The following is a 26,162-nucleotide window of genomic DNA, read 5'->3' on the forward strand; positions in this document are numbered from 1 at the left end:
CAGGAGAAGCACCTATGACAACGACGACTGACACCCTCAACACGCTGGAACTTCTGAAAAAGGAAGCCGCCAAGATTCTCAATATCGAATCCGTCGACACCCATGTCGGCCTGGGCGAACTGGGTATCGATTCACTCAACGTGGTTGAGCTGATCGTCTATTGCGAACAGCTCTACGGATCCATTGATCCTGAGCAACTCAACATCACGCAGTACACCACCCTGGAGCAAATCGACAGTCAGTTGCAGCAGCAACAAGTCGCCTGATCGCCAACCACCCTCATACCAGAAGCTCACCATGTCGAACTCGCCGCCCTTTGCATCAACGCCGTCGCTTGGCACCGTTCCGGCTTTCAGGGTCCATACGGTTGCTTACCGGCGCACCGAAACGCCCTTTGTGTCGCCCCAGGTCAGCCTGGAAGATGCGGCGTTGGCGCTGGGGCAGCGGGTCGGCGATGAGGCTTGCCGTTATGCAAGCGACGCAGGCCCCATCGACGATTACGTGGTGAGCTCTACCGTGTTGTCGCAGTTTTTGGCTGACGGTTCGCCCCATGCAGGCTATTTCCAGGAGGCGCTCGCCAGCCGTTACGGGCGCCGCCCTGACTGGGTCACCAATGCCTACGAATGCACGGGCTGGGGTTTCATCCTGCGGTATATCCAGGGCAAGGCTCAGTTCAACGGTCGTCGCAGGCTGTTACTGCAGATTGTTGATACGGATATCCACAATTTTACTTACTGGCTAGGCAACAACCGTTGGGGCAAATCCGGTTTTGGCATCTGCACGTTAGTGATTGATGTGATGCCAGAGCCCAACAACAGGCTGCTCATCGGCACTGCAAGCCAGGCTAATGCCCTGCTGCAATTAGGGCGAAGCCTGCGCAGTTTTACCGAGAGCCGGCCTGGCTTAGGCGTCGCGGTACCGTTTTTTCCCGAGATGTCACGCCGCGCCCTGTTCAAGTGTTTCGACACGGCTTGCGTGCACGCCGACCATTATCAGCGATTCGGTCATTCCTTCGGCAGCGACCCCTGGCTTTCGCTACTGGCCGAGCTGGGCGCGGGCTCCGCGCACCCCGGCAGTGACTGCATCGTGTCTTCGCTGGCAATGAACGGCTATTTCTCGATTGCCCAGATAACGCTCGCACCCGATCTGCACTTTGCACTGGAAGGTGAACTGTGAAGAACGCACACACCTGTTCGCTGCTGTTGCAGCGCAATCCGGATCACAACCGGGCGATCTCCTGTTCGGCTCGCAACCTGCCACTGTTCGAAACCCACGACTATGCACGCCGGAGCGTGTACGCACACGACAACCCCACGCCGGTGCTGGTCAACAACCAGCAGTACTACACCCTTCTGTCGACGCTGGCCCGCCACATCTGGGACAGCTGCGGCGAACAAACGCTGATCCTGGTGCAGGTACGCATGCCGTCTATCGACCTTGCGTTGCCAAAGAACCTGCTCGATCCACGCGTAACGCTGGGCGCCCACTTAAGCAATGAAGCCTTGTTCTGGGCACGCCAGCTACCGACACCGGTGGTCTGGATCAGCGCCGAACAGATTCGGCGCGACCTGTGGGACGGCGGCGATAACCGCCTGCACATCGCCGCCTGGAATTGCGCACCAACGCCAGCCATCACCGAGTGGTTCTTACCCGAACTGGGCTACTTAACAGCGCAGGTGCACCCATCACCTGTGCATGAGCCGTTCACCACATCTCAATCGAAACGCACGCACGTACAGGGGTGATCATGCAAACAGAGCACGAACAGACACTCGATGATGGCCAGCCGATCAAGTGGAATTTCTCAGTCGATGCGTTCATGTCGCAGACCTACGATTTCAGCGATGACAGCTTGAATGCGCTGTATCAGAAGACCAAGGCCAACCAATGGGATGTCAATACCGACATCGACTGGAGCTACGAGCTCAACCCGGACAACCCTCTGGGCATGCCGGACGGTACGTTGCTGATATACGGCACCGATGTCTGGAACAAAATGAATGAAAAAAACCGTGCCGAAATTCGCCATCACTCCCAAGGCTGGACCCTGTCACAGGTACTGCACGGTGAACAGGCGGCCCTGATCTGCGCATCGAAACTGGCGGTGGCTGAAGAAAGCCTCTCGGCCCGACTCTGCGCCGCCGGGCAAATCATCGATGAAGCCCGTCATATCGAAGCCTTTGGTCGTTTGGTCAACAGCAAGCTGCCGATCAGCTACCCCATGAGCAAGGCGCTAAAAGGCCTGCTGGAAGAGACCATTACCACCAACAAACTCGACATGACCAACCTGGGCATGCAAGTGCTGGTGGAGGGCATTGCGCTGTCACTGTTTCAAAGCATGGTCGCCTACACCAAAGACCCGTTCATCAAAGACCTGATGACGCGTATTCAGCGCGATGAAGCGCGCCACTTCGCCATTGGCCGTATCACCCTGGGCAGTGTGTACAAAGAAATGAGCAGCACTGAACGCAAGGAACGCGAAGAGTTTGTGGTGGAAGGGGCTTACACCTTGTACGAGCACCTGTGCGCCGACGACATATGGGAGCCGATGGGCTTATCCAAAAGAGAGTGCAGCCACCTGGTGAGGAGTTCGGAAGTGGCCAACTCCATGCGCCGTTCCATTTTCCGGCGGCTGGTGCCGACCATCCGCGAAATGGGCTTGCTGACGCCCCGTGTGAGCGATGCCTTTGAAAAGCTCAGAGTGCTGGACTACGCCGCCATGCCGATGCCGGCTTAACAAGGAAGACAGTCATGACGCCCCCAACTACTGCGGCAACACACAGCCCCGCCCCCTTCACCATCGGTATTGACGCCGCCGCTTACGAACTGCCCGGCGAACGCCAGGACCTCCATGACTGGGCTCAGCAGCATAAGTTGCCCGCCGAGCGCTTTGACATGATCCGCAATGCGGGCTGCCGTTACTTCCATGTGTCACCGGACATCGACGAGGTCGAGCTGGCCAAGCGCGCAGTCGCTCGCCTGCAAGACGAGCAAGGCTTTAAAGGCAGCGACATCGGGGCGGTGATTCACGTGCATACCGGGCTGTTCAGCGTACCGCCAGCGCCACGCAGCCTGCCGCTGGAAGTGGCCACGGCATTCGGCATAAACCCTGTGTGGGCCGGGTCGATCGCACAACTCAATTGCTCCTCGATCAGCGTCGCCATTCAGATGGCCCAGGCATTGATGAAGGTGCACAGCCAATTGCACTCGGTGCTGATCGTCTCGTCCGACCGCGTCTTCATTGAGCGTTACCGAGTGTTGCAGGCGAGCATTTTAAGTGATGGCGCGGGGTGCTTGCTGGTGACCCGTAACAGCCGCCGTAACCGGGTCGGCGCGACGGCCGTGCGCAATTATGGCAGCTGGTATCTGGGCTCCGTGACCAACAACGCGGTGAAGCAGGCCATGTTCAATCTGGAGTGGCACTACACCCGCAAAGTCATGATGGAAGCCGTGGCCGACTGTGGCATAGCGCTCCGCGATTTCACCTGCATTCTGCCTTACAACTCCAACCACTCTGGCTGGAACGCCTTCTGTGGTGCCATGGCGATTCCCGCCACCACGCTCTATACCGACAACATTCTGAACAAAGGTCACTCCTTTGGTTCGGACCTGGCGATCAACCTGGCCGACAGGGGCTTGAGCAAGGTCGATGCCGGGGCACACCTGATGAACATCACGGAATCGGACAACGGTTCATTTTCGGCCTTGACCCTTCATCCGGTGAATTGACATGACAACCACTCACGCCTCCCCGCCGGTTCGGGACGACGCAGCAGCAGCGACCGATCAATGGCTGCTGAGTCTTAAAACGCCGTGCTATGTGCTGGACCCTACTGTCGTAATGGCCCGTTACGCGGATTTACGCGAACGGTTGGGTACGCCGTTGATTGTGTCACTCAAGGCCAACCCCAACCTGGATCTGTTGATCCGTTGCGGCCACGCGTTCATCGACGGTGTGGAGCTGGCCAGCCTGGGCGAACTCGATATTGTGGCGGGCCGCATCAACGCCCCCAAATACGTGAACAACCCGTCCATGGATGAAGATTTCATGCGCGCGGCCCTGGCTTCACGCTGCACGTTCATTATCGACAGCCTGGAGCAGGCGCAGCGACTGATTCGCGTCATCGGTAAACAGGCCGCGCCGCACACGGTATTGCGCCTGAACGCGGGCCAGTTGGTCAGCTCGGGCAAACACCCGGCGGACCATTTCGGCATGAGCCGCCACGACGCCTTGCTGACGACGACTGCATTGACCCAGGCCAACGTGCCCGTCGTCGGCCTCCATACGTTTGCGGGCTCCAACAGTTTTCACATCGATGACAAGGGTTCCGATGCTGCCGCCCTGGCCCACGCACTCGCGGCCTTTGCGCCGCAGGTCGCACACATTACCGGCATGCCGGTTGAGTTTCTTAACGTCGGGGGCGGTTTCTCCGAGCACTTCCCTAGCCAGGCGCAGACGTTTGACGCGTATCGCCAGCGTATTGCGCCGCTGCAAAAAAACTTCAAGGTCGTCCATGAGTCAGGGCGCGGCGTCTTCGCCGGTGCAGGCACTTTCGTGACCCGTGTGCGTTCAATCAAAGCCTTGGGTGAGCGCTACGTTGCTGTCTGCGACGGTGGCCTGAGCCACAACTTCTTGCTGGCCAAAACTGAATCCATGTTGAAGCAGTACGCGCAGCCGCGTCTGCTGCGGCGCCAGCAGGCGCCGGTTGATGCGCCCACGTTGCCGATCCAGTTCGTGGGCAGCACTTGCAGCCGCGCCGACGTGATCGGTTGGAGCCATGACGCTTCGGCGCCGCCAAGCGTGGGCGATCTGGTGATCTTCGAGAACTGCGGCGCCTACAACCAGACGTACAGCGTCAGCGCATTTCTCTCGCAGAGTCCCGCACACACCTATATCCACCAATCCTAGGGACGTCACCATGACCGCCCACATCAGTTTGTACGACCTGTTGAAAGACAGCGCCCACCACCATGGCGACCGCCGAGCGTTCGCGCAGGGCGCAATGATGGCGACTTATTCAGAACTGCTGCAAGACGTGCGCCTGACGACAAAGAGGCTGGCCGATAGCGGCGTGCAAGCGGGCGAACGCGTCGCGGTGTATGCGGGCAAGCAGTACGAAACCGTGGTCATGTTCCTGGCGATCAATGCCCGGGGTGCGATCCTGGTGCCCATCAATCCGCAGCTCAAAGAGCAACAGGTGCGCCATATCCTGCTGGACAGCGGTGCGCGCTTGCTCGTCAGTACGGGCCCACGCCTCAGACGTATCGAGGCGATGGTCAAGGACATCGAAATCGATGCCTGGCCGCTGGAAAGACTGCAACCCGATCACCCGGACACGCCGACCGATGCCGCGCTTGCTGACGCACACAGCGCCGTCACCGACAGTGACCCTGCGGCCATTTTGTATACCTCCGGTTCAACCGGACGGCCCAAAGGTGTGGTGCTGTCGCAGCGTAACCTGGTGTCTGGCGCCCATAGCGTCGCTCACTATCTGAGCTTGCGGGCCGATGACGTGATCCTGGGCATATTGCCGCTGAGCTTCGATGCCGGGCTCAGCCAACTGACCACGGCACTGGCCAGCGCAGCCTGCTACGCGCCGCTGGACTTCCTGCAAGCGAGCGAAGTGCCGACGTTCTGCGAAGCCCATGGCGTCACCGTGATTACCGGCGTGCCGCCCCTCTGGATGCAACTGGCCTCAGTGCAGTGGCCGCAGCCTACCGGCGCACGCCTTCGCTGCTTTGCCAATACCGGCGGGCATATGCCACCGCCTTTGCTGGAAAAACTCAAAAGCGCATTCCCCGATGCGCTGCCCTACCTGATGTACGGCTTGACCGAGGCTTTCCGCTCGACCTACCTGCCACCGGAAGCCGCCGCCACACGGCCCGACTCCATCGGCAAGGCAGTGCCCAACGCTGATATCCGTGTGATGCGCCCGGACGGCACCGAATGTGCGGCGGGTGAACATGGCGAATTGGTGCACCGCGGGGCATTTGTCACGCTCGGGTACTGGAATGACCCCGAGCTGACCGCTCAGCGCTTTCGTCCTTGGCCACGCCCGGACTCGCAGATTTCACGCACCGAAACAGCGGTCTGGTCGGGCGATATCGTCTACCGCGACAGCGACGGCTTTCTGTATTTCGTTGCGCGCAGCGACGACATGATCAAGACCTCCGGCTATCGCGTCAGCCCCACCGAAGTCGAAGAAGTTCTGTTTGCCGTGGATGACGTGGCCGAGGCAGCAGCGTTTGGTGTACCGCATCCGCAACAGGGCGAAGCCATCATCATCAGCCTGTTCGCCCACCCGCACATTCAGACCACCGCCCAGGCATTGATCAAGCTGTGCAGGGAAAAACTGCCGACCTACATGGTGCCGCTGCATGTGTCCTTCCATGACTCGCCTTTACCGCGCAACCCGAACGGCAAGATCGACCGAAAGCAGTTGAAGCAGCAGTTTTCCGAGTTTTTCTCTACCTCACTTACGGTCACGGAATAGCACCATGCTTCGAATTCGCGCTATCGCTTCTCACGTTCCCGACACGACCCCGTTCCAGGCGGTGCAAGCCCGGGAAAAAAACATCGGCTATGGCCATTTGTTGTACAAGTCAGCGGTCTTTTCCATGCCACGCGGCAAGGGCAGGATCGACGCCGAAGAAACGCTTCGGCTGCTTCCCACGGCGAGCATCGAACTGCCGGTAGCGCCCCCTGTGCAAAGCGGCGCCGACCTGGCGCTGGAAGCCGTCGCGCTGTTGCGTGAACAGATTCCGGCCGAAACGCTGGCACAGGTGAGCCACATTGTGGTGACCAATGCCGCCCTTAACCAACGCATCAATGAATCGGTCGCAGGCCGTATCCAGCATGCACTGGGTTTGCCCAAAGCCTTGCCTTTCGCCATCGGCCAAGCGGGGACGGCGGGGGTATTCAACGCTCTGAGCATGATCGAGGCGCTGGTCAGCCTGGGCGGCAAAGTGCTGTTGGTGGCGTCCGATAAGTGGCTTTACCCCTTCTTTCGCGCCTGGGGTGATCTGGTGGTGTACGGCGACAGTGCAGCGGCCATCTTGCTCGATGGCGACGGTGAGGCCGGGCCAGGCTGGGGGTCGATCCGCGCCTCGGCGATGCACTATGGCGCAGCCATCGATAACCCTTGGGGGCTGACACCCGCCGCCCTTGCCGAACGCCTGCATCCGCTGGCGGTGAGCGCTGCGCAAACGGCGATCGAGCGGGCTGGCCTGAATGCCAGCGATATCGATTGGGTGCTGCCGTCAGGGTTCGGCGACAGCTTTACTCTGGGCGTCAGCCGTGAACTGGGCATTGCGCAAAACCGGCATTTCGAATTCGGTGCCCGGCCTCATCACTCGAGCGCGGCGCCCTTGCTGTCGCTCATGCGCCTGCGTGCCAGCCTCCCCCCCGGTAAAACAGCCACCGTCTTGCTGTGGGATGCAGCCTTGTGCGGCACTGCCGGGGCCATTGTGGCCGAGATCCAGGCTGGCGCCTGACCCCAGATACACACCGCTTATTAATCAGGAAAACCTATGTCTGCTTATAAAGTCAGCCTGCGTGAGCTTCGCTTTTTTTTGTGGGAACTGCATAAAACCGACCAGAATTTTCTCGCTCGGGCGCCGTTCAACGACAAGAACCGTGCCTACTACGATGCCTTACTGGAGCGCGCCAGAGCGTTCGCCTATGAGTTGGGCAAAGCCTATCAAGCCTCCGACCGGCAGGAGTGCCGCTTGCTGGAAAACGGCACAGTCGAAATCCCCAAAGAGTTCCACGGGCTTTGGCAACGTTATAAGGATGAGTGGATTCAGGTACTGGGCAACGACAGCGAATCCCAGCAACCGGCCTTGCCACCGCTGATCCGGCAAGCCATCCAGGAAATGTTCATGGGCGCCAATCCGGCGTTCATGACCTACGGCGGCTTCAATTTCCCGGCCATCAAACTGTTGAAGCTGCATGGTACCGCAGCGCAAAAAGCAACGTACCTGCGCAAGCTTCAGCACTACGACTGGGACGCGTGCTTCTGTGCCACCGAGCAGCAGGCGGGAAGCGACCTGACGGCTGTCACCACCGTCGCAAAACCTCTTGAAAACGGCGAATATGCGGTCAGCGGCGAAAAGGTCTACATCTCGGCGGGCATGCATACGCTGACCGAAAACACCGTTTACTTTGTCTTGGGCCGCATTAATACCACCACCTCGACCTCCTACTCGCTGTCTTGCCTGCTAGTGCCGCGCTTCTGGCCTAACCCGGAAACGGGAGAGCTGGAAGACAACCATGTCGAGTGCACGTCCTTGCTGCGCAAAATGGGCTTGAAGGGCTGCGCCAATACCCAGCTGGTGTTTGGTCGAAGCGGCACCACCCGCGCTGTTCTGCTGGGCGATCGCAAGAATGCCGGGTTGCTGCAACTGGTGCCCTTGATGAACCAGGCGCGTATGAGCACGGCGATTATTGGTCTGGGTCTGGCTTCCAGCGCCTATCTGCACTCAGCCGATTTCGCCGGCAAACGGCTGCAAGGGCGAGCCATCAGCCGCACGTCCGATGCCAGCGCCCCTGCTGTGCCCATCATCGAACACGCCGACGTGCAGCGCATGCTGCTGGAAATGAAGGCTCGGGTAGAAGGCTGCCGTGGGCTGCTCGGCAAATTGACCGGCGCGTCGACCCAGGCGTTTGCCCTGGAAGCCGAGCCGGTACTGGACGAAGCTCAGGTCGAAAAATTCCGCAAACTGGTGCTGCTGTTCACGCCGATCTGCAAGGCTTTCGTCTCGGACCAGGCCTGGAAAATCTGCGAGCTGGCGATCCAGGTGCATGGCGGCATCGGCTACACCGATGCTTACCCTGTGGAGCAAAATGCCCGCGACGTGAAAATCCTGTCGATCTGGGAAGGTACCAACTACATCCAGTCCCAGGACCTGGTGCGCGACAAGCTGGGTTTTGGCAGGAACTCACGCCTGATCAAGTTTCTGCGCGAAGAGCTGGATGCCTTCTTGAACAGCACACTGGGGGCCGGTACTGAGCTACAAGGCCAATTCCCGCTGCTGGAAAACGCCATGGTCGCCGTTGAGCAGGCGCTCTCATGGATCAATGAGCACGTGCGTGCCGGTCGCACACACGAAACCAGCCAGTTTTATACGCGTTTCCTGGAAATGCTCGGCCTCACCGCCAGCGCCTGGGTCTTGCTGGAATCGGCCTGCCTGGCAGAGCGTCAGTTACGCCAGCCACAAAGCGCTGAAGAAGCGGCTTTTTACCGTGGCAAGGTCAAGACCGCCCAGTATTTTTTCGCCAACATTCTGCCGACTGTGACGCAGCACGCCCACGCCATAGAAAACCTGTTGGTCGCCCACGGCAGCATTACGCTGGATGAGTTGGTCCAGGCCGACACGCCCACTCCCGCACCGGCGCAGAGCCTGTTTGGCGGACCGCGCACGCTGTATCGCGGCACCAACATCGACGGCGCCACACTTGAGCCCAATGAAGGCCTGTGGGTCAGGGGTCGCAACCTCAATGACCTGATCGGCAGCGTCGACTTCCCCACGGCGCTATGGCTGGCATGGTTTGGCAACCTGCCGTCCACCACGCAGAGCCAGGCCATTGACGCGGTCCTGGTCCGCATTGCCAGCCACTTGTCGCAGGAGCCCGCCTATCGGCGTGGCATCGAAGCCGTGGCCGCCAGCGGTGCCGGCATCGTTCAGGCAGCAGCCTGTGGCCTGCTCGGCGATTTGGCAACGCTGGAAAATATCGCCCTGATCGAAGCGAGCGCGCGCGGTTTGCCCACGCATGCGGACTTTATCCAGGGCCTGGTCAGCATTGCCTCAACACCGCACTTTCTACACGCGGCGCTCGGTTATGCCGCCCACGGCGCAGCACCGATCCAACACGCCGAGGCCGTGCTGGCTGCCATGGGCGCGACGCGCATCGACGCCCTGTCCATTCGTGTCATCGACGCCCTGCTGGTGGCCTGGCACGCCGGGTTCGGCTACATCACGCCAACGGTGCTGGTACCCCGTACCGCCATCGGCACCGGTGTCAGCATTGCGCAAGCCGTGGCGGCCGGGTTCATGGCCAGCGGGCCTAACCATGTCGGCGCAGCCGAAGAAGCGATGACCTGGCTCAAAACCATCAGTGCGCAAGCCAGCCCTGCGGACATACGCCAGGCGGTCGACCACGCGCTGGATCAACCCGGCAACCTGCTGTTTGGTTTCGGCCATCCGCTGTTCGTGCAGGACCCACGACCGCCGCATCTCAGAGCCCTGTTTGCAGAATGGGGATTCGGGGGGCGCTACCTGGAGGTTTTCGACGTCGTGTGTGCCCACGTCCTGGAGCGTAAAGGCCTGCGTCCGAACATTGATTTCATCACCGCCGCCGCCCTGCTTGATCTCGGCGTGACGCAAGCCCGCTGGGGTGTCGGACTGGGGCTCTGTGGCCGGGTGACGGCCATGGTCGCGCATGCCATCGAACGGCGTGATCGTCCTGCTTTCGGGGTCGGCAGCAAAGCCGCCCGCACGTTGTTGGCCACCGTTCCAGTGGGGTGGCTGTAAGACAGCCAGACGCACACCGCCCTTGCTATGCCAACGCCGAAACCTCTTTTAACGCCCTCTACTGCTGGAGCTTAAAAATGTTATTGAAAAACCTGCGACCTGCCGACGAATACGACCGCTTTGCCTCGCAAGCCCTGGAACCCTGGGACGTAATGTTTGTTACCCGCATTCGCCAGATTGCCCGCGACCTGCCGCCCGGCGCCCTGGTCGATATCGGCACGGCCACCGTCGTGGTGCCGGTACGGCTGGCGGCCGATCCGGTATTAAAAGGCTGGCATTTCATCGGCCTGGATCTGGACGAAACCATGCTCGAGGGTGGCCGACCGCGCATCGAAGCGCTCGGCCTGAGCGACACCATCGAGCTCAAGGTGGGCGACGCCCTGGACCTGCCCTTCGCGGACAACAGCCTGACCATGGCGGTCAGCCGCGCCACCTTGCATCACTTGCCGGACAAGGTGAAAAGCCTGACCGAGATGTACCGCGTACTGCAGCCCGGCGGCGTCGGTCTGGTGCACGACATGCGCCGCGACGTAGCCCCGGAGTTGCTGGAAAAATTCACTCAAATGCGCGCTTCGGTGGGGTATCCACCGACCCACGTCGAAGAAAAAGTCACCCTGCAAGAAGCGCGCGAGTTGGTTATCGAGGCGGGCCTGGAGCATTGCACAGTGGTGACCAGCCCCCGTTCGGGCATGGGCGCACTGGGTTTCGAAATCCTCATTAAAAAGCCTTTGTTGGCTTGATACGCAACTCGCCGGGGACAAGGCTATGGATCAACGTACAGATCGGGTTGAGCACTTTCAGGCAATGCTGGGCAGCTCGCAGGTGCAGTGTGGGTTCCTGTCACACGGGCCCATGCCGCTGGTCATAACGCCTGTAGACAACACGCTAAGCACTGACAGCGAAGCGTTTGCGACGTGGTATCGCCAGCACCGGGCGGTCTTTGACAGCCTGCTGCTGGAGTTCGGCTGCCTGTTGTTCCGTGGTTTTGCCTTGCGCGAAAACGCGGACTTCCAGGTGATTGCGCAAAACTATCCTGAGCACGCGTTCGGTTATATCGGCGGCGCCACGCCACGCAAGAACATTGAGGGCAGAGTCTACGAATCGACCCGTATCCCGCCCACCCTGAAAATCGGCCTGCATCAAGAAAAGGCCTACATGGCGCACTACCCACTGAAACTCGCCTTCTTTTGCAAACAGCCCTCGGTAGAAGGCGGCGAAACCATTCTGTGTGACATGCGTGCCGTTACCCGCCGCTTGCCAGCGCCCTTGATCGAACGCCTCAGCGCCGCGCGCATTCAGTATGTGCGCAACTTCCGGGCACCCAGCACGCCCGAGAATGAACCGCGCAACACCCATATGCGCGAATACCACCGGCCCTGGGATGAAGCATTCCTGACCGATGATCCGCAGCGGGTGGAACAGCTGTGCCGCGAGACACACCTCGATTACCAGTGGCTCGAAGATGGCAGCATCACGGTGTCGCATACCGGTGACGCCGTCTTGAAACATCCGCAGACGGGCGAGTCCATCTGGTTCAATCAACTGTCGACCCAGCACAACAATGCCCGCTCCCTCGGCAAACCGGGTTACGCCTACATCCAGCACGCCTATCAGGACAAACCGGCCCGCCCTTACGATGTGCGGCTGGGCGACGGTACGCCGATCCCGGAGGCTGACATCGCGCCGATCTACGACGCGCTTGAGGCGCAGGAGATCGCTTTCCCCTGGCGCAGCGGTGACATGCTGTTGATCGATAACATTGCTGTTGCCCATGGCCGCAACCCCTTCAAAGGCCAACGCGATGTCCAAGTCGCGTTGTTCGATTGACCATGAACAGTCCAATCCTGCTGACAGACGACAAACACGGGCTGCCTGAACCTGCCGTGCATCCTGAGGTGCAGTTGGCAGCCAGGCCCACTTATGCGATGGAAGCCAAACTGATCCGGGTCAGCGCCGGCAGTTTCCGCTTCGAGGTTCGCGATCTGCATTTTCGACGCGGCCTGCATACCGCCATCATCGGCCCCAATGGCGCCGGCAAGACCACCCTGATCGAAGCTTTGCTCGGGTTCCGTCAGGCGCATCTGGAAGAGGCGCAGATTCTGGGGGTGGCGGCGCCGCGTTTTCTACAAAGCACCCGCCACCGCCAGCGACTGGGGGTGCAATTGCAGCGGGTCGAGTATGAAGACTCGTCGAATGTGCGGGAGATTCTCGATTTGCATCTGGCCCTGTACGGCAAGCAAGACCCGCAGGTGGCGCAGGCTCTGGATATCGAAGCGCTGCGCAAACTGCCTTATCGGGCACTGTCACGCGGCCAGAAACAGCGGCTTGATTTGTTCGTCGCGCTGGCCCACCACCCGGAACTGGCAGTCCTTGACGAGCCGTTTACCGGGCTTGACCGCGCGTATATCGAGCGCGTCGCACACCTGCTGCGGTACGACCTGGCCGGCCTGACGATCATCATGATTTGCCACTCGGAAGAAGAGCTGGATGCCGCCAGCGACGTGGTGTGGGTGTGCAACGGCGGGGTTGAGTATCGAGGTGATAAAGAATCACTGAAGAACCGCCTCGTCGGCGCCTTCCATGCCTATTTGCAGTTGGACGATGTTGATCAGGTCAACGCCATCTATCAGCAGTTGCAACGCGAAAGCGCCACGCTGCGGTTGTCGATGCCATCACGCAATGAAATCAGCGTGTATGGCACGCAGGAGCTGGAGCCGTCGATACGTCGCCTGATCGGCAATGTTGCGTTCCAACATTGTGAATTCGGCCCCACCCACTACCGCGATATGTTGCACCTCTGCGCCCAAGGAGAACTGGATGCTTAGCGTACTGGCGATATTGACGCGCAACGAACTGCTGGGGTTTTTTCGCAGCAAGTCGGCGCTGTTTTGGGCGCTGGCCTTTCCCATCCTGCTGCTGACCGTGATGCTGATGGCTTTCGGTCACCGTGGCTCACTCGGTACGGTCAAGGTTGAGTTTGTGGAGGCAGGCGTCCAGGCCAGCCCGGACACCAGTTGCAAGGTGGCGATCCAGCAGGCGTTTGCGGGCGGTGATCCTGTAAAGGCTGAATTTTCAACCGTCCACAACACTGCCGCCATCGCAGCAGACACGGTGCGCATTGTATTCCCGGCAGGCGATGGTCCGTTGCAGGTGCAATACGACTTCAACGGCCAGCTCGCGGTACGCGCCGCCGCACGCGTGATCGAGATTGCTGCGGTCAGGTGTTCGGCGGCCAAACGCGGCATTGTCTCGGCAGACCTGGTGCATTTCGAAGACACGGCCTCCGGCGCCAAGCCCTTCGACTACGGCCAGTTTTTTACCACCGGCATTTTGGTCATCTGTTTGATGTCACTCGGCATCATGTCCACCGCCTTGTCGATTGCCAGCCTGCGTGAACACAACGCGCTCAAGATCTACGCCTGCTTTCCTGTGCCGAAGCTGGTTTTTCTGGCCTCTATCCTCGTGTCGCGGGTGGTCATGATGCTGATTTCGGTGGGCTCCTTGCTGCTGGTGGCGCGGTTTGGATACGGCATCGACCTCTCGCTGTGGAGTGTGCAGACCTTGCGTGCGTTGCCGGTGATTGTGCTGGGCGGCGTCATGTTGCTGTGCCTCGGTACCCTGCTGGCCAGCCGTACTGCCTCGATAAAAGAAACCGAATTGCTCTGCCATCTGATCCATTACCCGGCCCTGTTCTTCGGCAACCTGACCATCCCGTTAAACGATGCGCCCGCCTGGATCAAAAACATGCTCTCGGTGATTCCGATCAACCAGTTTGTCTCGGTACTGCGCCAAGTGATGCTCGACGGCGCGTCCCTGCCTTCGCTGTGGCAGCCCTTGTTGGCCCTGGCAGGCTGGACCGCTTTGTTCCTCAGCGCCGCGACCTTCATGTTCCGCTGGCACAAAAGTTAAGCCCCGCCCCCGGGCATTTCATTGCATCTCTATTCAAGGAAACCAGCATGTCTATCAGCAAGCTAGGCCGTGCCTATTTGTCGAATGCCAGCGCATTCATTCCGGTTATCGTGTTCCTTTTGTATGGCCGTTTTGGCCCAGGTGAGGCAGGCGTGCGCTGGGATACCGCGTATGTGGTCAGCGGTATTCTGAGCATTGCGCACGTGTTCTGGCTGTTCAAGTACCGCCCAGGTCACTGGATCGCGCTGGGCGTCGACCTATACCTGATGATTGGCGCCCTGCTGGCGTGGGTCTCTACCGCGGCGTTGCAAGTGTGGGGGCAGGAGCTGGGGGCTGCACCGGTGCTGGCATGCGTTTTGGTGATTGGCTTGGGGGCCACGCGGCTTTCGCCATTGGGGTTTATTGGCGAAGCCAGCAGCGATCATGGGTTGATTAGAAAACTCTCGGTGATGCTGCTGATTGCGGCTGCCGTCGCCGTCGCGGTGTCATTGGCTTTTCGCCATAACACGCTGCTGGGAGGCGTATTGCCAATCGTCGCGCTGGTGCTCACACGCAGCCAGTTGCTCAAACGCGTGGTTGCGACGCCATGAGCGACCTGGAACCTGCATCGGGACTCCACGCGTTCCTGATCGAAGTCGCCGACGTGCTGGGGCAGGCGTCGCTGCTGACCGGGGCGGCCTGTGTCCCCTATGAAATCGACGTCGCGCAGTGCAGGGGCAAGGCGGCGGCGGTCGTGCTCCCGCGTGATACTCACGCGGTCAGCGCGCTGATGCGCATCGCGGTGCGCCATCGTATACGGCTGGTCGCCCAAGGTAACCGCAGCGGGTTGGTGGGCGGCGCCGTCACCGACAACTCCGGCACGCAAGTCATCGTGTCCCTTTCGCGCTTACGCCGAGTGCGCGAGATTGATCCCTTGAACCGCACGGTCATTGTTGACGCTGGCGTGCTCTTGTCTGAGTTGAATCGCCAACTGGAGCCCCACTCGCTGTGCTTCCCTATCGATGTCGGCAGCGATCCGGCGATAGGCGGACTGATCGGCGCCAATGCCGGTGGCAGCCGCTTGCTCAAGCATGGCGACGTGCGCCATAACCTGCTCGGCATTGAAGTGGTGCTGGCCGATGGCGACGGCACCGTGGTGCAGCTGCTCGCGCCGTTGCGCAAGAACAATACCGGACTCGATCTCAAGCAGATGTTTGTCGGCACCGGCGGTGCCTTCGGGATCATTACGGCGGCGACGCTTGAGCTCAAACGCATCGATCAGTCGACACAGAGCATGTTTGTTGCCTTGCCTGACCATGGGACAGCGCTTGAGGTGCTGCACGCCTTCGAACTTCAATTCGGCGACCTGCTGTGCGCGTTCGAAGTGATATCCGAGGCGGCGCTCGCCATTACGTTGCGCAACTTCCCCACCCTGCGCCACCCGTTCAGCCAATCGTCGGCCAGCTGTTATGCCCTGATTGAGATCGCCAGCAGCATGCCTGGCTTGCACACGATGTTTGCGCAACGAACCGAGCAGGTGCTGGAAGCGCTGTATGAAAGCGGCCGGGTTCTCGACGCTGTTCTGGGTAACACCAGCAGCTTTTGGCCACTGCGAGACAACCTGCCGTTGGCCATCGCCAAGGAAGGTATCCCGCTCTCGTTCGACGTGGCGTTTTCGCGCTCACAATTAGTGGCTTTCAGAGATCAGGCTGCGCAGTGGCTAGCGCAGGAACATCCGCTGCTACAGCTTTACGATTTCGGCCATTTTGCCGACGGCGGCTGCCATTTGATTGTGCTTGTCCCGCACGCGCATATCGCCCAGTACGGCATCGCCAAGATCGTCGCTGTGCGCAGCGGCATTTATAAGCGGGTGTCCGAAAACGGCGGCTGCTTCAGTGCAGAGCATGGTGTCGGGCCAATGAATGCCGCTTATTACAGCAAGTACACGACGCCTGAGGTGCAGCACATCAGCAGGGCCATGCAGCAGTTGATGGATCCGCAAGCTGTACTGGGCCGCTACCGCTATACCTAGAGCGAACCGCCTGCGCAGTTCATTTCAACGAAAATCAGGCCTGACAATGGCACAGCAAGCGATAGGAAACATGATGATTACCGGCAAAATGCTCATCGGCCAGTCGGCTGTGCGTGGCGACAACGGATCGCTGTGTGCAATCAACCCGGCCACCCATGAAACGCTGAGCCCCGACTTCGGCGTCGGCGGTATGACTGAGATTGATCAGGCCTGCACGCTGGCGCAGCAAACCTTTGATCGCTACCGCGCGACCACGGCAGAGCAGCGTGCTCAATTTCTGGAAGCGATTGCCACGGGCATTTTGGCGCTGGGGGCTGCGCTGATCGAGCGCGCGTCTCTGGAGTCGGGATTGCCTGCCGCGCGCCTGATCATTGAGCGGGGCCGCACCGTCAGCCAGTTGCGGTTGTTTGCGAAGGTTGTTCGCGATGGCCATTACCTCGGCGCCACCCTGGACAGCGCATTGCCGACGCGCCTTCCTTCTCGCCCCGACCTGAGGTTGCACAAGATCGCCCTAGGCCCGGTGGCTGTATTTGGTGCGAGCAATTTTCCCCTTGCGTTTTCGGTTGCTGGCGGCGACAGCGCCGCCGCCCTGGCCGCTGGCTGCCCGATCGTGGTCAAGGCGCACGAGGCTCATCTGGGTACGTCTGAACTGGTTGGCCAGGTGATTCAGCAGGCAGCCGCTGCCCACTCGTTACCAGAGGGCGTGTTTTCCCTGCTCATAGGCGACGGTCATCTGTTCGGTCAAACCCTGGTCAGCCATCCCGCGATCAAGGCCGTCGCCTTTACAGGTTCGCGACAAGGCGGCCTGGCGCTGATGCGTACGGCGGCGCAACGTAGCGAACCGATTCCGGTGTACGCCGAAATGAGCTGCATCAACCCCGTGTTCCTGTTGCCGCATGCACTGTCGATGCGCGCCAGCGAAATCGGCCGGGGATTCGTCGAGGCTCTGACAATGAGTGCGGGGCAACTGTGCACCAATCCGGGCTTGGTGATTGCTCTGGAAGGCCAGCCTCTGACCCAGTTTTGCGATACAGCCCTGGATACCCTGCGCACAAAGGCGGCGGCAACCATGCTGACGCCGGGTATTCATCAAGCTTACCTCGCCGGTGTCGAGGAGACGGCCGCTACCAACGGTGTTACGACGTTAGGGCAAGGTGTTCCCGCGCAAAAGCCATGTGCAGCGCAAGCCGCATTGCACGTCACGGATGCAGGCACCTTTGTGACGACAGGACGACTGGGCGATGAAACATTCGGCCCCAGCTCGCTGATAGTCGCCTGCAAGAATGAAGAAGAAATGCTGGCAGTCGCCGAGCACCTGTCAGGCCAACTGACGGCGACCTTGCAACTGGATGAGGCTGATCATGGGCTGGCACGAAAACTGTTGCCCGTGCTTGAGCGCAAGGCGGGGCGGATTTTGGCGAACGGTTACCCGAACAACGTCGAGGTCTCGCATGCGATGGTGCACGGCGGCCCGTTCCCGGCCAGTTCGGACAGTCGCAGCAGCGCAGTCGGCGCCAGCGCCATCGACAGATTCCTGCGGCCGGTGTGTTATCAGGACCTGCCTGCGGCTTTGATGCCGGCAGCGCTACAGGATGGCAATCCGCTAGAGCTCTGGCGGACGGTCAATGGTGAATGTGTGCTTGCCTGAATCAACGTCGGAGCATTTTCCTGATGGCAAAGCACTTCAAGGTTAAAAGCTTCACGTCGCAAAACCATAAAAAAAGCCCCTATACAGGTAATGCTGTTCACTTATGAGATGCGTACGAGTAACTGTAGGAGCGAGCTTGTCTCGCGAGCTTTTAAAAGATCAAAAGATCGCGAGACAAGCTCGCTCCTACAGGGTTCGCTTTCGCTTATGTGAACAGCATTGCCCTGTACAGGGGCTTTCAGAAAGAAACCTTAGATTTAGGTCTCAGGTGTTCGTCAGAACGGTAATGAATACCAAACAGATAAGAACCGAGCATTAAAGCCAATAAAATCTTATACATCCTAGAAAAATGTAAAAAAACGTACATTTAAGCGTTTCTAGATGGATTAAATTTTACGGACAAGGCAGCTTGATGAGGAGCTTTCACATAGTAAGAAATCTGTGATGAAAGAAGCCTAGGCACAACAAAGTCGGCGTTGCGATACCTCACGGTTCCTAATGGCCCGAGAGCCTACCTTTCAGAGCGTTGCGCTTGCAGTCCCTTAGGTACCGGGTGCCAAGCCTTGCTTGCGGCCATACGGGCCTGAGCAGATAATAGTCTTTTGAGATCGCAAAGGCTAAATCATGGAAGAACCTCGTAAACCCAGTTATTTTGTGCGCTTCCTGATCACAGCGTTGTGCGTTCTTCTGGCAGCCATGATTCTGTTCCGCTACCTCGCGGTAGACCCTAAGGGAGAGATCACCTCCGGAGTGATCACTCTACTCAGCTTCTTGATTGTATTGGTGTTAGCCGAATCCTTCGATAGCTTCTCGGTCGGAAAGCTCATAACAATTTCACGCGAAGTCAAAAAGAAGGATAGGGAAGTCGACAAGCTTGAGCGGCAAAATGCTCAGCTACTCTCTCAAGTCTTAAGCGTTACCAATACACAGGCTCAACACCAAAATCATACAAATGTGTATGGCGACTACCATGCAGCCCCAAGTGTAGAACGGGCGTCCGCTCTTGACGTCCAAGAAAGCCAATCATCTGATGCTGTGCCTTCCACTCCACCGGAACTCTCGGAAGTAACCAGGGAGCGGATTAATATCCGAATGGCCACGCAAGTTGCTCTGACAAAGTACTTTGCGGAACGATCAATCAATACCTTAAACGTAATCTACGACGCAAAACTTGTAAGTCACTTCAAGGACATTGATCCAGTATCTAATTTCCAGCCTGTTTTCGATGCATATTTCAATGATGGCGAGAACGAAATTTTCGTAGATGTTCGAATTAGGCGAGGTTCTCCTCTATTTATTAGAGATCGCCTCTACATGATGCTATCCAAAGTACATCATTATCGTGTAGCAAGGCGGGTCAACGCTCGGCTAGACCTGATTCTCATCTTAATGCCAAATACAGAAGAGCCATCACGACCAAACTCCAACTTCTATCGCGCCCTGGATGGTTTTGAACCAGCCATCGCCAATGGAATTTTGAAAATACATGAAATTGCATTTACGGAAGAAGAGCGAATTGCATCTCTCATACAGTAATCTGAGCCGGTGCTAGTATCAGGAAAAATCTACCCGTTGGCCAGCCTCCAGATGATCACGCTGAACCTGTATACGGGGTAATTAACACTCTACCAAAGTACTCATAACAACGCACTGCCAACACTAAAAGGACATTGATTACGTGGCTGAAAATGACAACATTGCCAGGCAAGCTGAAATCCTGGCCACCGAGCTTTTTGCGGAGTTCTTCTGGGATCGAATCGGCCCAACAAATCATGATTGGCCTTGTGAGGCAACAGAGGAGCATGGTGTCACTACGCACCCCTGTGATGTTGTCTACTACTACGATGAGCCCTATTCAGCGAGACGTACCTATGTGCATTGCGACCTGAAGAGCTATGCAAAGGGGTCGATCAAGTCACCAGCCATCAAGTCCGCATTGATCAGTTTGGGGAAGCAAACCGCGTGTGCGGACAAAAGCGCTGAATGGCAAGACAAGCACGCGCATGACGATGTGACCTATTCAATATGCGGGCTACTTTTCGTCTACAACCATGACGGCGAATACGATGCAGACTTCAATACCACGCTGACCTTTGTTGCCAATGAGAGCATGCATCTGCCAAAGGGCAAAAAACTCTTCGTTCTCGGGCCTAAAGAAATTTTCTGGCTCAACAATGTCAGCCACGAGATCCAGAGAATGAGAGGCAAGCGGAATCCGGAGCTGCCCGGGCCAGAGCACTGCTCGTTCTACCATCCGCAACTAGTGCGCAAAGCCAACCTTCAGGTGAAAAAAGCAAAAGGCGCAACGCTTGAGACCTTGACCTCTCCTGTGATCATCCTCGAATCCCGAGATCCCAAGGGAAGCGCCCAACGAAAAATTGTAGTGTTCTACTCAAGGAAGGGGGAAACGACCGGCGAGTTCACGTACTTGATCGATATCCTTCGCAAGTATGAACTTCTGGACGAACGAACATTGGTGACCATCAAAACGCTGAATCCCGATCCTAACTCATCTCCAACGTTCCAAAAGTCGCAGCAACAGTACATCGAGGGGTTAGCCGGCAGCAGCACTGACCTGGGCGGGTACGTGCTCGCGATACGATACGAGCCGATCATTGAAATCAAATCGACATATTCCTCCATCGACTTGGGTACTTGGGCATGAACGAATACCTAGATCACCTTAGCGCTAACGACAACGACATCTACGACTTGCTGATTTCTGGAAAGCAGCGAATGACCGTGTCCGTACTGCGGGAATTGCTGCGCGATCGAGGGATATTCTGTTCCGCTAAGGACGAACGAGAGGATATCTGTGACTACATATCCATGATTCCACACGGCTATAACGACATCGAAGCGATTGTCGAAAAACGTGAACCACCGGGCCGTAGAGACAAGACCACGAATATTCAGTTTGATTCTGAAATCGCCTTGGACGACATCAGAGAAGCCGTTGAAAGCTACATAAAGGGCATTGGCCCGAACGAGGAAGTGAAACACCGCATTGTCAGGGACGGCGGATACGTCATAAAGGTGGAATATGACGAGTTCAACCACAACCGTGCGAAGCTCCTTCAGCGCGAACGCAATGAAGCGAAAATCGATTTTCTGGTGGAAAACGGAAAAACGGTTGTCCGACTTCCCGCTACGGACAAAGCTAAACGGGTGGTTGAGGCCATCAAGGAATGTGTAGAGCAGCGCAGAAAGGCCCCTTTGGCACAAGAAAAGGTTGAGCTGGCTGAACTCTCGACACCAGAGCTACGATCAAAGTTTTTCACATCCCTGATCTCGAAACTTCCCGGCTTTAAGCTGCGAAACGTCATGAACTTGAAGGTCTCATCCCTGCGCCGATCAGAAGAAAGCGATGAAAACCTAGGCATCGATCTTGACACTGCAGAAAACGAAGCTCGGATGGAGATGTTCGCTGTCGTACACAGCATGGCATTGAGTGGTCAGAACTTGGTCCAATCCAAGGAATATAAAGAGCTCAGCCAGCGTGGCTTCTATATCACGCACATTTCCTGGAAATCCGAGCAAATAGAGAACCCACCTAACATCGTCCAGTTCGAAGCGGGATTTGAAGACAAACAGAACTGCTTAGGTTTCAGGTATGGGGTGCAGGGCGAGTTCAAGTACCACAAAGGCTCCCATCGCAAAGGCATCACCCCCGTAGAGGACAGGGAGCGGGCAAGCTATTTCTCTCTGATTGAACAGACAGCACTGAACCTGAAGAACGAATTGCTCGCCGAAACCGAGGGCTAACCGGATGCGTTACAAGTGGTTGAACGTCGAATGGCCGTTATCTATCGCGCAGTTGGTTGCACGCATGAAATCCATGGAGTTCAACAGCACCCAACAGCATGGGTTCGTTATTGATAAGGTCCGCGATGACACGCTAGAGGCGAGGTATATTGAGAAAATCAACTATACCGACACCATAACCGACCCATTTGGGAATGAGACTAGCTTTGATCGCACCGAGTATCGGGAGTCCGCCTTCAGACTGACCAAGACGTCTCCCAGACTGGAATTTATCAACTCTCCCCGAAGCCTGCAGGCGGTTCTCAGCAGGTTCTCTGAGATAACCGACTTCACCGTGAGCATTGAGGAGCTGCAAGTCGATGTTTTGGCATGGGCAGAAGAGCTACTCAAAGCAGTCAAAGGCACAGGAGTCTTGGATTCAATGCAAATCTCCAAACTGGAGCTAGGAAACAAGGCATTCGCCAAGCTACTGGTTGCTGGAGAAAAGGACATCAAGGACGCCTGTGCCCAATTGGTTGGTGACCGAAAGCACACTTTGGAAAAAATACGAATTCGCCTACAACCGCCCTTAAAGGGAACGATAGTGCTGAGTAATGGAGGGGCTGCCACTCTCAGCATTGAGGAGGTGAGCGAGCACGTGGTCTGCCTTCTCAGAGGGTCATTGAATGTAGCACTATCAGAAGGCAAGCCGATTTAAGCTACCTCTGAGCTCGTTGTAAGCCGTTAAGCAGTCATGATGATGTTATGCCAGTTCTAGACCCTCTGCATCTCGCAACGCAGTAGCAGTTTAGGCCGAGACTACGGCAACGAGGCTCTCGACTCGGCTGTCCTTTGCTCATGTGAGCTAAAGTTCTAGCCGAAAGAAACGACAACCTATGTCGAACGGACCAAAATAAACAAGGACGAGTCATGAAGTTTACTCAGTCGCATCACACCATAAAAGATTTAATCGAAAACTTCGAGACTCTCATGTCTCACATGCAAAAACTAATGAATAGCAGCGGGCAAACCAAATTAATTAAAAACACAAAACTAGGCGAAATGCACAACCAGTTAGTCAACATCAAAAACCTATCTGATGATCAGGCGGCAGCTCTCGCTTTAACCATATCAAACTACAATCAAGTCAACCGGATTTTTGATGGGTCGCTTGATATTTCCTTCAAAGACCATGAGGTTCTAGACCTAATAACAGGCCAGTTCACACTTGAAGGACCAAATGATAAAAGCTCGGACAGACTATTTGAATTAGGAATGGCAATACGTTTTGCCCGAGGATCAATGGGTACTTTTACAGTCAATCTCGAGACTGAATGTGACATTATCATAAATGATAAATTAGCGATTGAATGCAAAAATCTTCAAAGCGCGAAGAAGGTCAAGTCGAGAGTAAAATATGCTAGCGACCAGCTTGAGAGGCGCTTTGACGAAGGCCTAGCTACGTGCGGTTTCATTGCTGTCGATGTCAGTGCATTAATAGATCGGAATAAGTTCAAGCAATTCGCCAGTAGCGCATTTGAATGCTTTGAGAGAACATACACTGTAATGGCAAGTGCTGGAAGCTTCGCGCCAACTATACGCGAAAGTGGAATTCTTTCCTCCATAGAAAGTAACAAGAACTTCCAAAAAATTATTACGAGCTATCTTGCGCATCAAGCAGAGTTTGCGCTTCATAGCAACCTAGGGGACTTTCGATTAGAACACCTGCCGCAAAACTGCTGGGGCATTATAATTCAGTCGACTGTTCCACTGGGTATTAGCAACAATGAAAAGTTGGTACCAATCCCAATAAGAACTACTAGCTACTTCCTAAACCCAGCATTCCCTGAGCAACTGGAAAACGAGATTCGTGATTTCTTAGGGCAACTGAGTACTGGGTTCTAAAACAGATAGATCATTAGATTAGCAGGTGACACTTCCAGGCCCCAACAATCCAGCTCAACATCTAGACCCGGGGCGATTTCTGTTGTCCCAGAGATAGGCTAAGCTGGACGAATGAACAGTGAGCCAGAGAACGGATTCATTTTTTAAAACCGCCAAATCCTGGTTCGCTTCGTCTATGCCACATTCTATTTTTTGTTGAGTTTCGGGGCTATCAGCCCTTTTCCCTTCCGCGTATCGAAGGTTCCGCCCACAAATTGCACTGCGACTCTCAATGAGCTCCCATCATCAGTTAAGCAGGGTCACCTCAAACGGTGCCACACCTCGCATCGACCAGAAAATGATGGCATCTAGCCAACAGACAAGGATCCGTGCAAAATCAAAGCGCATCCAAAAATTCATGCCATGCACACATGTAAAGAAAAACAATCTGCGCAGCATCAACAGCGCATATAAATTTCAGCGGAGCAAAGGAATGCCTGACTTAAGTCAAAGCACGATTGACGATCTAAAGATCCGATTAGAAAAAATACTAAAATCAAAAAATGGTTACCATACGCCCGTTTTTCTCGACGCGGGAGGATCCGCAGCAGTATATAGGGTTGAAACACCAAATGGGACGAGAGCGTTCAAGGTATTTGATCCAAAATTCGTCAGTGAGGAGGAAGGTTCTAAAGAGCGGCATAGGCTGGCATTACAAGAGCGCTTAATTGGACACCAGTGCGATAGTCTTGTACAAACCTTCAGCATTGAGCTCGCCGAAAATACCGCCTTTGTGGAGATGGAGTTCATAGAATGGCCGCAGCTTAAAAGAGTCCTCAACGACATTCCCGACGACGCCATCCAAAATTTAATATTGCAACTAATTGCAGCAGTAAAACACCTAGAATCTTTGAACATCGTTCACCGAGACATAAAACCGGAAAATATACATATATCTTCAGACTTTAAAAAACTAAAATTACTAGACCTTGGTGTGGTTCGAGAGTTCGATCCTGGACCCAATGCAGAGGAGACCGATCACGGCAGTTTACGAGTATTCCTTGCCACTGCACAGTATAGCCCCCCGGAATATCTTTTCAGACTCGACGCGCCTTCTGAAGATTTATGGCGAGCACTGAACTTGTATCAGGTGGGAGCAGTACTACACGATCTCATAATGAAAGAAGCGATATTTCAAGCGGAGATCGATACTGGCAATAGATGGCTGGTCGCGAAAGCGGTATTACTGAAACAACCTCAGTTTGTTGACGGTAACCCATCAAAAATGGCGAAGCTTAAAGCAGTTGCAGCCAAATGCCTTACCAAAGATATGCATACGCGCATACAAATTGTAAACTGGGCCGACTTTTCTGACGAAACAAAAGACCCATTGCTTTCTCTTCGCCAACGCTTAAACTCTAGACATACAAGCAAAGAAGCACGATTATCTAGAGAAACAAACTTCTACAGAGAAGAATTCAAAGAAAAAATTACGACAAAAATCAGAGAAAGCCTTATAGCCATCTGCAAAACAGATCTGCCGTTCGAGCTATCGAATGCAGTAGAAAAACAACAGCAAATAATCGACCTAACATTCGACATAGAAAAAAGTTTATCCATCTTAGTGCGCATAACTTTTGACTGGCAGGATGACATTTATAAAAATAACGTCAAGATAATAGCTTCCAGCTGTTTAATCAGAGCAGGAGTCACTCCGGACACGGAAACGCTGACAAAAAAAATAACTTGTATCACTAGTATTGATGCAAGCATAGACGAACCCAGCAACTTAATTTGTATTGATATAGCTGATATCACATCATTCGCAATAGATTTAATTGACAGCTCTGATGAAACAGCGCTTTCGAAGCTCAATAATTTTGACATACTAGCCAACAAGTGATGGAGCACAAAAATTGAATACAAACTGGTGGAAACAAAAAAAACAGATGGATCAACTCCAGCGCGATTTCATTGATCTTCCTGTCGGCGGGCGATATTTTCTATCCGGCCCCCCGGGTTCAGGGAAAACCAATATGCTTTTGTTGAGAGCAGAGGTAACAATCGGAAGTGGCGAGCGAGATATACTATTTATAACATATACACGTTCCCTTGCTGATTTCATTAGAAGCGGCTCAGTGTCGCGCGGCCTAATAGAACCAAACCAAATAAAAACATTTCATTCTTGGGCTTACGATCATGTCCTGACCCATCTAAATGAAAGACTCGTGTCTAAAGAATCCGACTTCGATGAAGACGTTCGAGAGCAAGCATTGAAGCAGCTTATAGAAGCAAATAAACGGCGCCCTGAATCGCCCCGGGTTTCCTAGACACTCTCCAGGCTCGCTGCGTAACGCTTTTCAAACTCTACCGGTGACAGCTGATTGTTGAAACTGTGGCGTCGTTTTGGGTTGTAAAACATCTCGATGTAAT

Annotated in this window: 23 protein-coding genes; all 23 read left to right on the forward strand. The window is 55.9% G+C overall.

The genetic code is table 11. From position 1 onward, the window contains the following. The first annotated feature begins 14 nt into the window (after positions 1-14). Positions 15-266 carry an acyl carrier protein gene (locus TU84_RS24770; RefSeq protein ID WP_048373891.1) on the forward strand — a complete coding sequence of 84 codons (252 nt, stop codon included), beginning with the start codon at positions 15-17 and terminating at the stop codon, positions 264-266. A 31-nt stretch (positions 267-297) separates the two neighbouring features. Then, a complete protein-coding gene (locus TU84_RS25960; RefSeq protein ID WP_048373893.1) occupies positions 298-1,176 on the forward strand; it encodes a hypothetical protein in 879 nt (292 codons plus the stop codon). Beyond that, positions 1,173-1,745, forward strand: coding sequence for a hypothetical protein (locus TU84_RS24780; RefSeq protein WP_053225312.1), 573 nt, complete (start codon positions 1,173-1,175; stop codon positions 1,743-1,745). The genes TU84_RS25960 and TU84_RS24780 overlap by 4 nt, the downstream gene beginning before the upstream one ends. A gap of 2 nt (positions 1,746-1,747) precedes the next feature. Beyond that, positions 1,748-2,737, forward strand: coding sequence for a ferritin-like domain-containing protein (locus TU84_RS24785; protein WP_048373895.1), 990 nt, complete (start codon positions 1,748-1,750; stop codon positions 2,735-2,737). Positions 2,738-2,751: 14 nt separating this feature from the next. Next, positions 2,752-3,729 carry a beta-ketoacyl-[acyl-carrier-protein] synthase family protein gene (locus tag TU84_RS24790; RefSeq protein ID WP_048373897.1) on the forward strand — a complete coding sequence of 326 codons (978 nt, stop codon included), beginning with the start codon at positions 2,752-2,754 and terminating at the stop codon, positions 3,727-3,729. Between the two features lies 1 nt (position 3,730). Beyond that, positions 3,731-4,909, forward strand: coding sequence for a type III PLP-dependent enzyme domain-containing protein (locus TU84_RS24795; RefSeq protein WP_082148814.1), 1,179 nt, complete (start codon positions 3,731-3,733; stop codon positions 4,907-4,909). 10 nt (positions 4,910-4,919) lie between these two features. Next, positions 4,920-6,494 carry an acyl-CoA ligase (AMP-forming), exosortase A system-associated gene (locus tag TU84_RS24800; protein WP_048373901.1) on the forward strand — a complete coding sequence of 525 codons (1,575 nt, stop codon included), beginning with the start codon at positions 4,920-4,922 and terminating at the stop codon, positions 6,492-6,494. A 4-nt stretch (positions 6,495-6,498) separates the two neighbouring features. Beyond that, positions 6,499-7,494 (forward strand): beta-ketoacyl-[acyl-carrier-protein] synthase family protein, encoded by a 996-nt coding sequence (locus TU84_RS24805; RefSeq protein WP_048373903.1) that lies wholly within the window; start codon positions 6,499-6,501, stop codon positions 7,492-7,494. A gap of 36 nt (positions 7,495-7,530) precedes the next feature. Further along, positions 7,531-10,533: a citrate/2-methylcitrate synthase gene (locus TU84_RS26390; protein ID WP_082148815.1), complete on the forward strand. Its 3,003-nt coding sequence runs from the start codon at positions 7,531-7,533 to the stop codon at positions 10,531-10,533. Between the two features lie 77 nt (positions 10,534-10,610). Continuing rightward, entirely contained in the window at positions 10,611-11,273 is a 663-nt protein-coding gene (locus TU84_RS24815; RefSeq protein ID WP_048373904.1) for a class I SAM-dependent methyltransferase, read from the forward strand. A gap of 25 nt (positions 11,274-11,298) precedes the next feature. Continuing rightward, positions 11,299-12,360: a TauD/TfdA family dioxygenase gene (locus TU84_RS24820; RefSeq protein WP_048373905.1), complete on the forward strand. Its 1,062-nt coding sequence runs from the start codon at positions 11,299-11,301 to the stop codon at positions 12,358-12,360. Between the two features lie 2 nt (positions 12,361-12,362). Then, positions 12,363-13,358, forward strand: a complete 996-nt coding sequence (locus TU84_RS24825) for an ATP-binding cassette domain-containing protein (RefSeq protein ID WP_082148816.1) — start codon at positions 12,363-12,365, stop codon at positions 13,356-13,358. Next, complete coding sequence (locus tag TU84_RS24830; protein ID WP_048373906.1) at positions 13,351-14,442, forward strand: ABC transporter permease; 1,092 nt, start codon at positions 13,351-13,353, stop codon at positions 14,440-14,442. The genes TU84_RS24825 and TU84_RS24830 overlap by 8 nt, the downstream gene beginning before the upstream one ends. A gap of 47 nt (positions 14,443-14,489) precedes the next feature. Then, entirely contained in the window at positions 14,490-15,032 is a 543-nt protein-coding gene (locus TU84_RS24835) for a hypothetical protein (protein WP_048373907.1), read from the forward strand. After that, on the forward strand, positions 15,029-16,453 hold the full coding sequence (locus tag TU84_RS24840; RefSeq protein WP_048373908.1) for an FAD-binding oxidoreductase: 1,425 nt from the start codon (positions 15,029-15,031) through the stop codon (positions 16,451-16,453). Before TU84_RS24835 ends, TU84_RS24840 begins: the two co-directional genes overlap by 4 nt. 70 nt (positions 16,454-16,523) lie before the next feature. Further along, positions 16,524-18,101 carry an aldehyde dehydrogenase (NADP(+)) gene (locus tag TU84_RS24845; protein ID WP_048373909.1) on the forward strand — a complete coding sequence of 526 codons (1,578 nt, stop codon included), beginning with the start codon at positions 16,524-16,526 and terminating at the stop codon, positions 18,099-18,101. Positions 18,102-18,725: 624 nt separating this feature from the next. Next, entirely contained in the window at positions 18,726-19,637 is a 912-nt protein-coding gene (locus TU84_RS24850) for a hypothetical protein (RefSeq protein WP_048373911.1), read from the forward strand. A 142-nt stretch (positions 19,638-19,779) separates the two neighbouring features. Next, entirely contained in the window at positions 19,780-20,766 is a 987-nt protein-coding gene (locus TU84_RS24855; protein ID WP_048373912.1) for a hypothetical protein, read from the forward strand. Beyond that, on the forward strand, positions 20,763-21,866 hold the full coding sequence (locus TU84_RS24860) for a hypothetical protein (RefSeq protein WP_048373914.1): 1,104 nt from the start codon (positions 20,763-20,765) through the stop codon (positions 21,864-21,866). The genes TU84_RS24855 and TU84_RS24860 overlap by 4 nt, the downstream gene beginning before the upstream one ends. A 4-nt stretch (positions 21,867-21,870) precedes the next feature. Next, positions 21,871-22,563: a hypothetical protein gene (locus TU84_RS24865; protein WP_048373915.1), complete on the forward strand. Its 693-nt coding sequence runs from the start codon at positions 21,871-21,873 to the stop codon at positions 22,561-22,563. A 212-nt stretch (positions 22,564-22,775) separates the two neighbouring features. Next, positions 22,776-23,750: a hypothetical protein gene (locus TU84_RS24870; RefSeq protein WP_048373917.1), complete on the forward strand. Its 975-nt coding sequence runs from the start codon at positions 22,776-22,778 to the stop codon at positions 23,748-23,750. Between the two features lie 472 nt (positions 23,751-24,222). After that, the gene (locus TU84_RS24875) at positions 24,223-25,632 is read left to right on the forward strand and encodes a serine/threonine protein kinase (RefSeq protein ID WP_048373918.1); all 1,410 of its coding nucleotides are present in this window, start codon (positions 24,223-24,225) and stop codon (positions 25,630-25,632) included. 13 nt (positions 25,633-25,645) lie between these two features. Beyond that, on the forward strand, positions 25,646-26,059 hold the full coding sequence (locus TU84_RS25875) for a UvrD-helicase domain-containing protein (RefSeq protein WP_082148818.1): 414 nt from the start codon (positions 25,646-25,648) through the stop codon (positions 26,057-26,059). Positions 26,060-26,162 lie beyond the last annotated feature (103 nt).

The organism is Pseudomonas helleri (genome assembly GCF_001043025.1).
GTDB lineage: Bacteria > Pseudomonadota > Gammaproteobacteria > Pseudomonadales > Pseudomonadaceae > Aquipseudomonas > Aquipseudomonas helleri.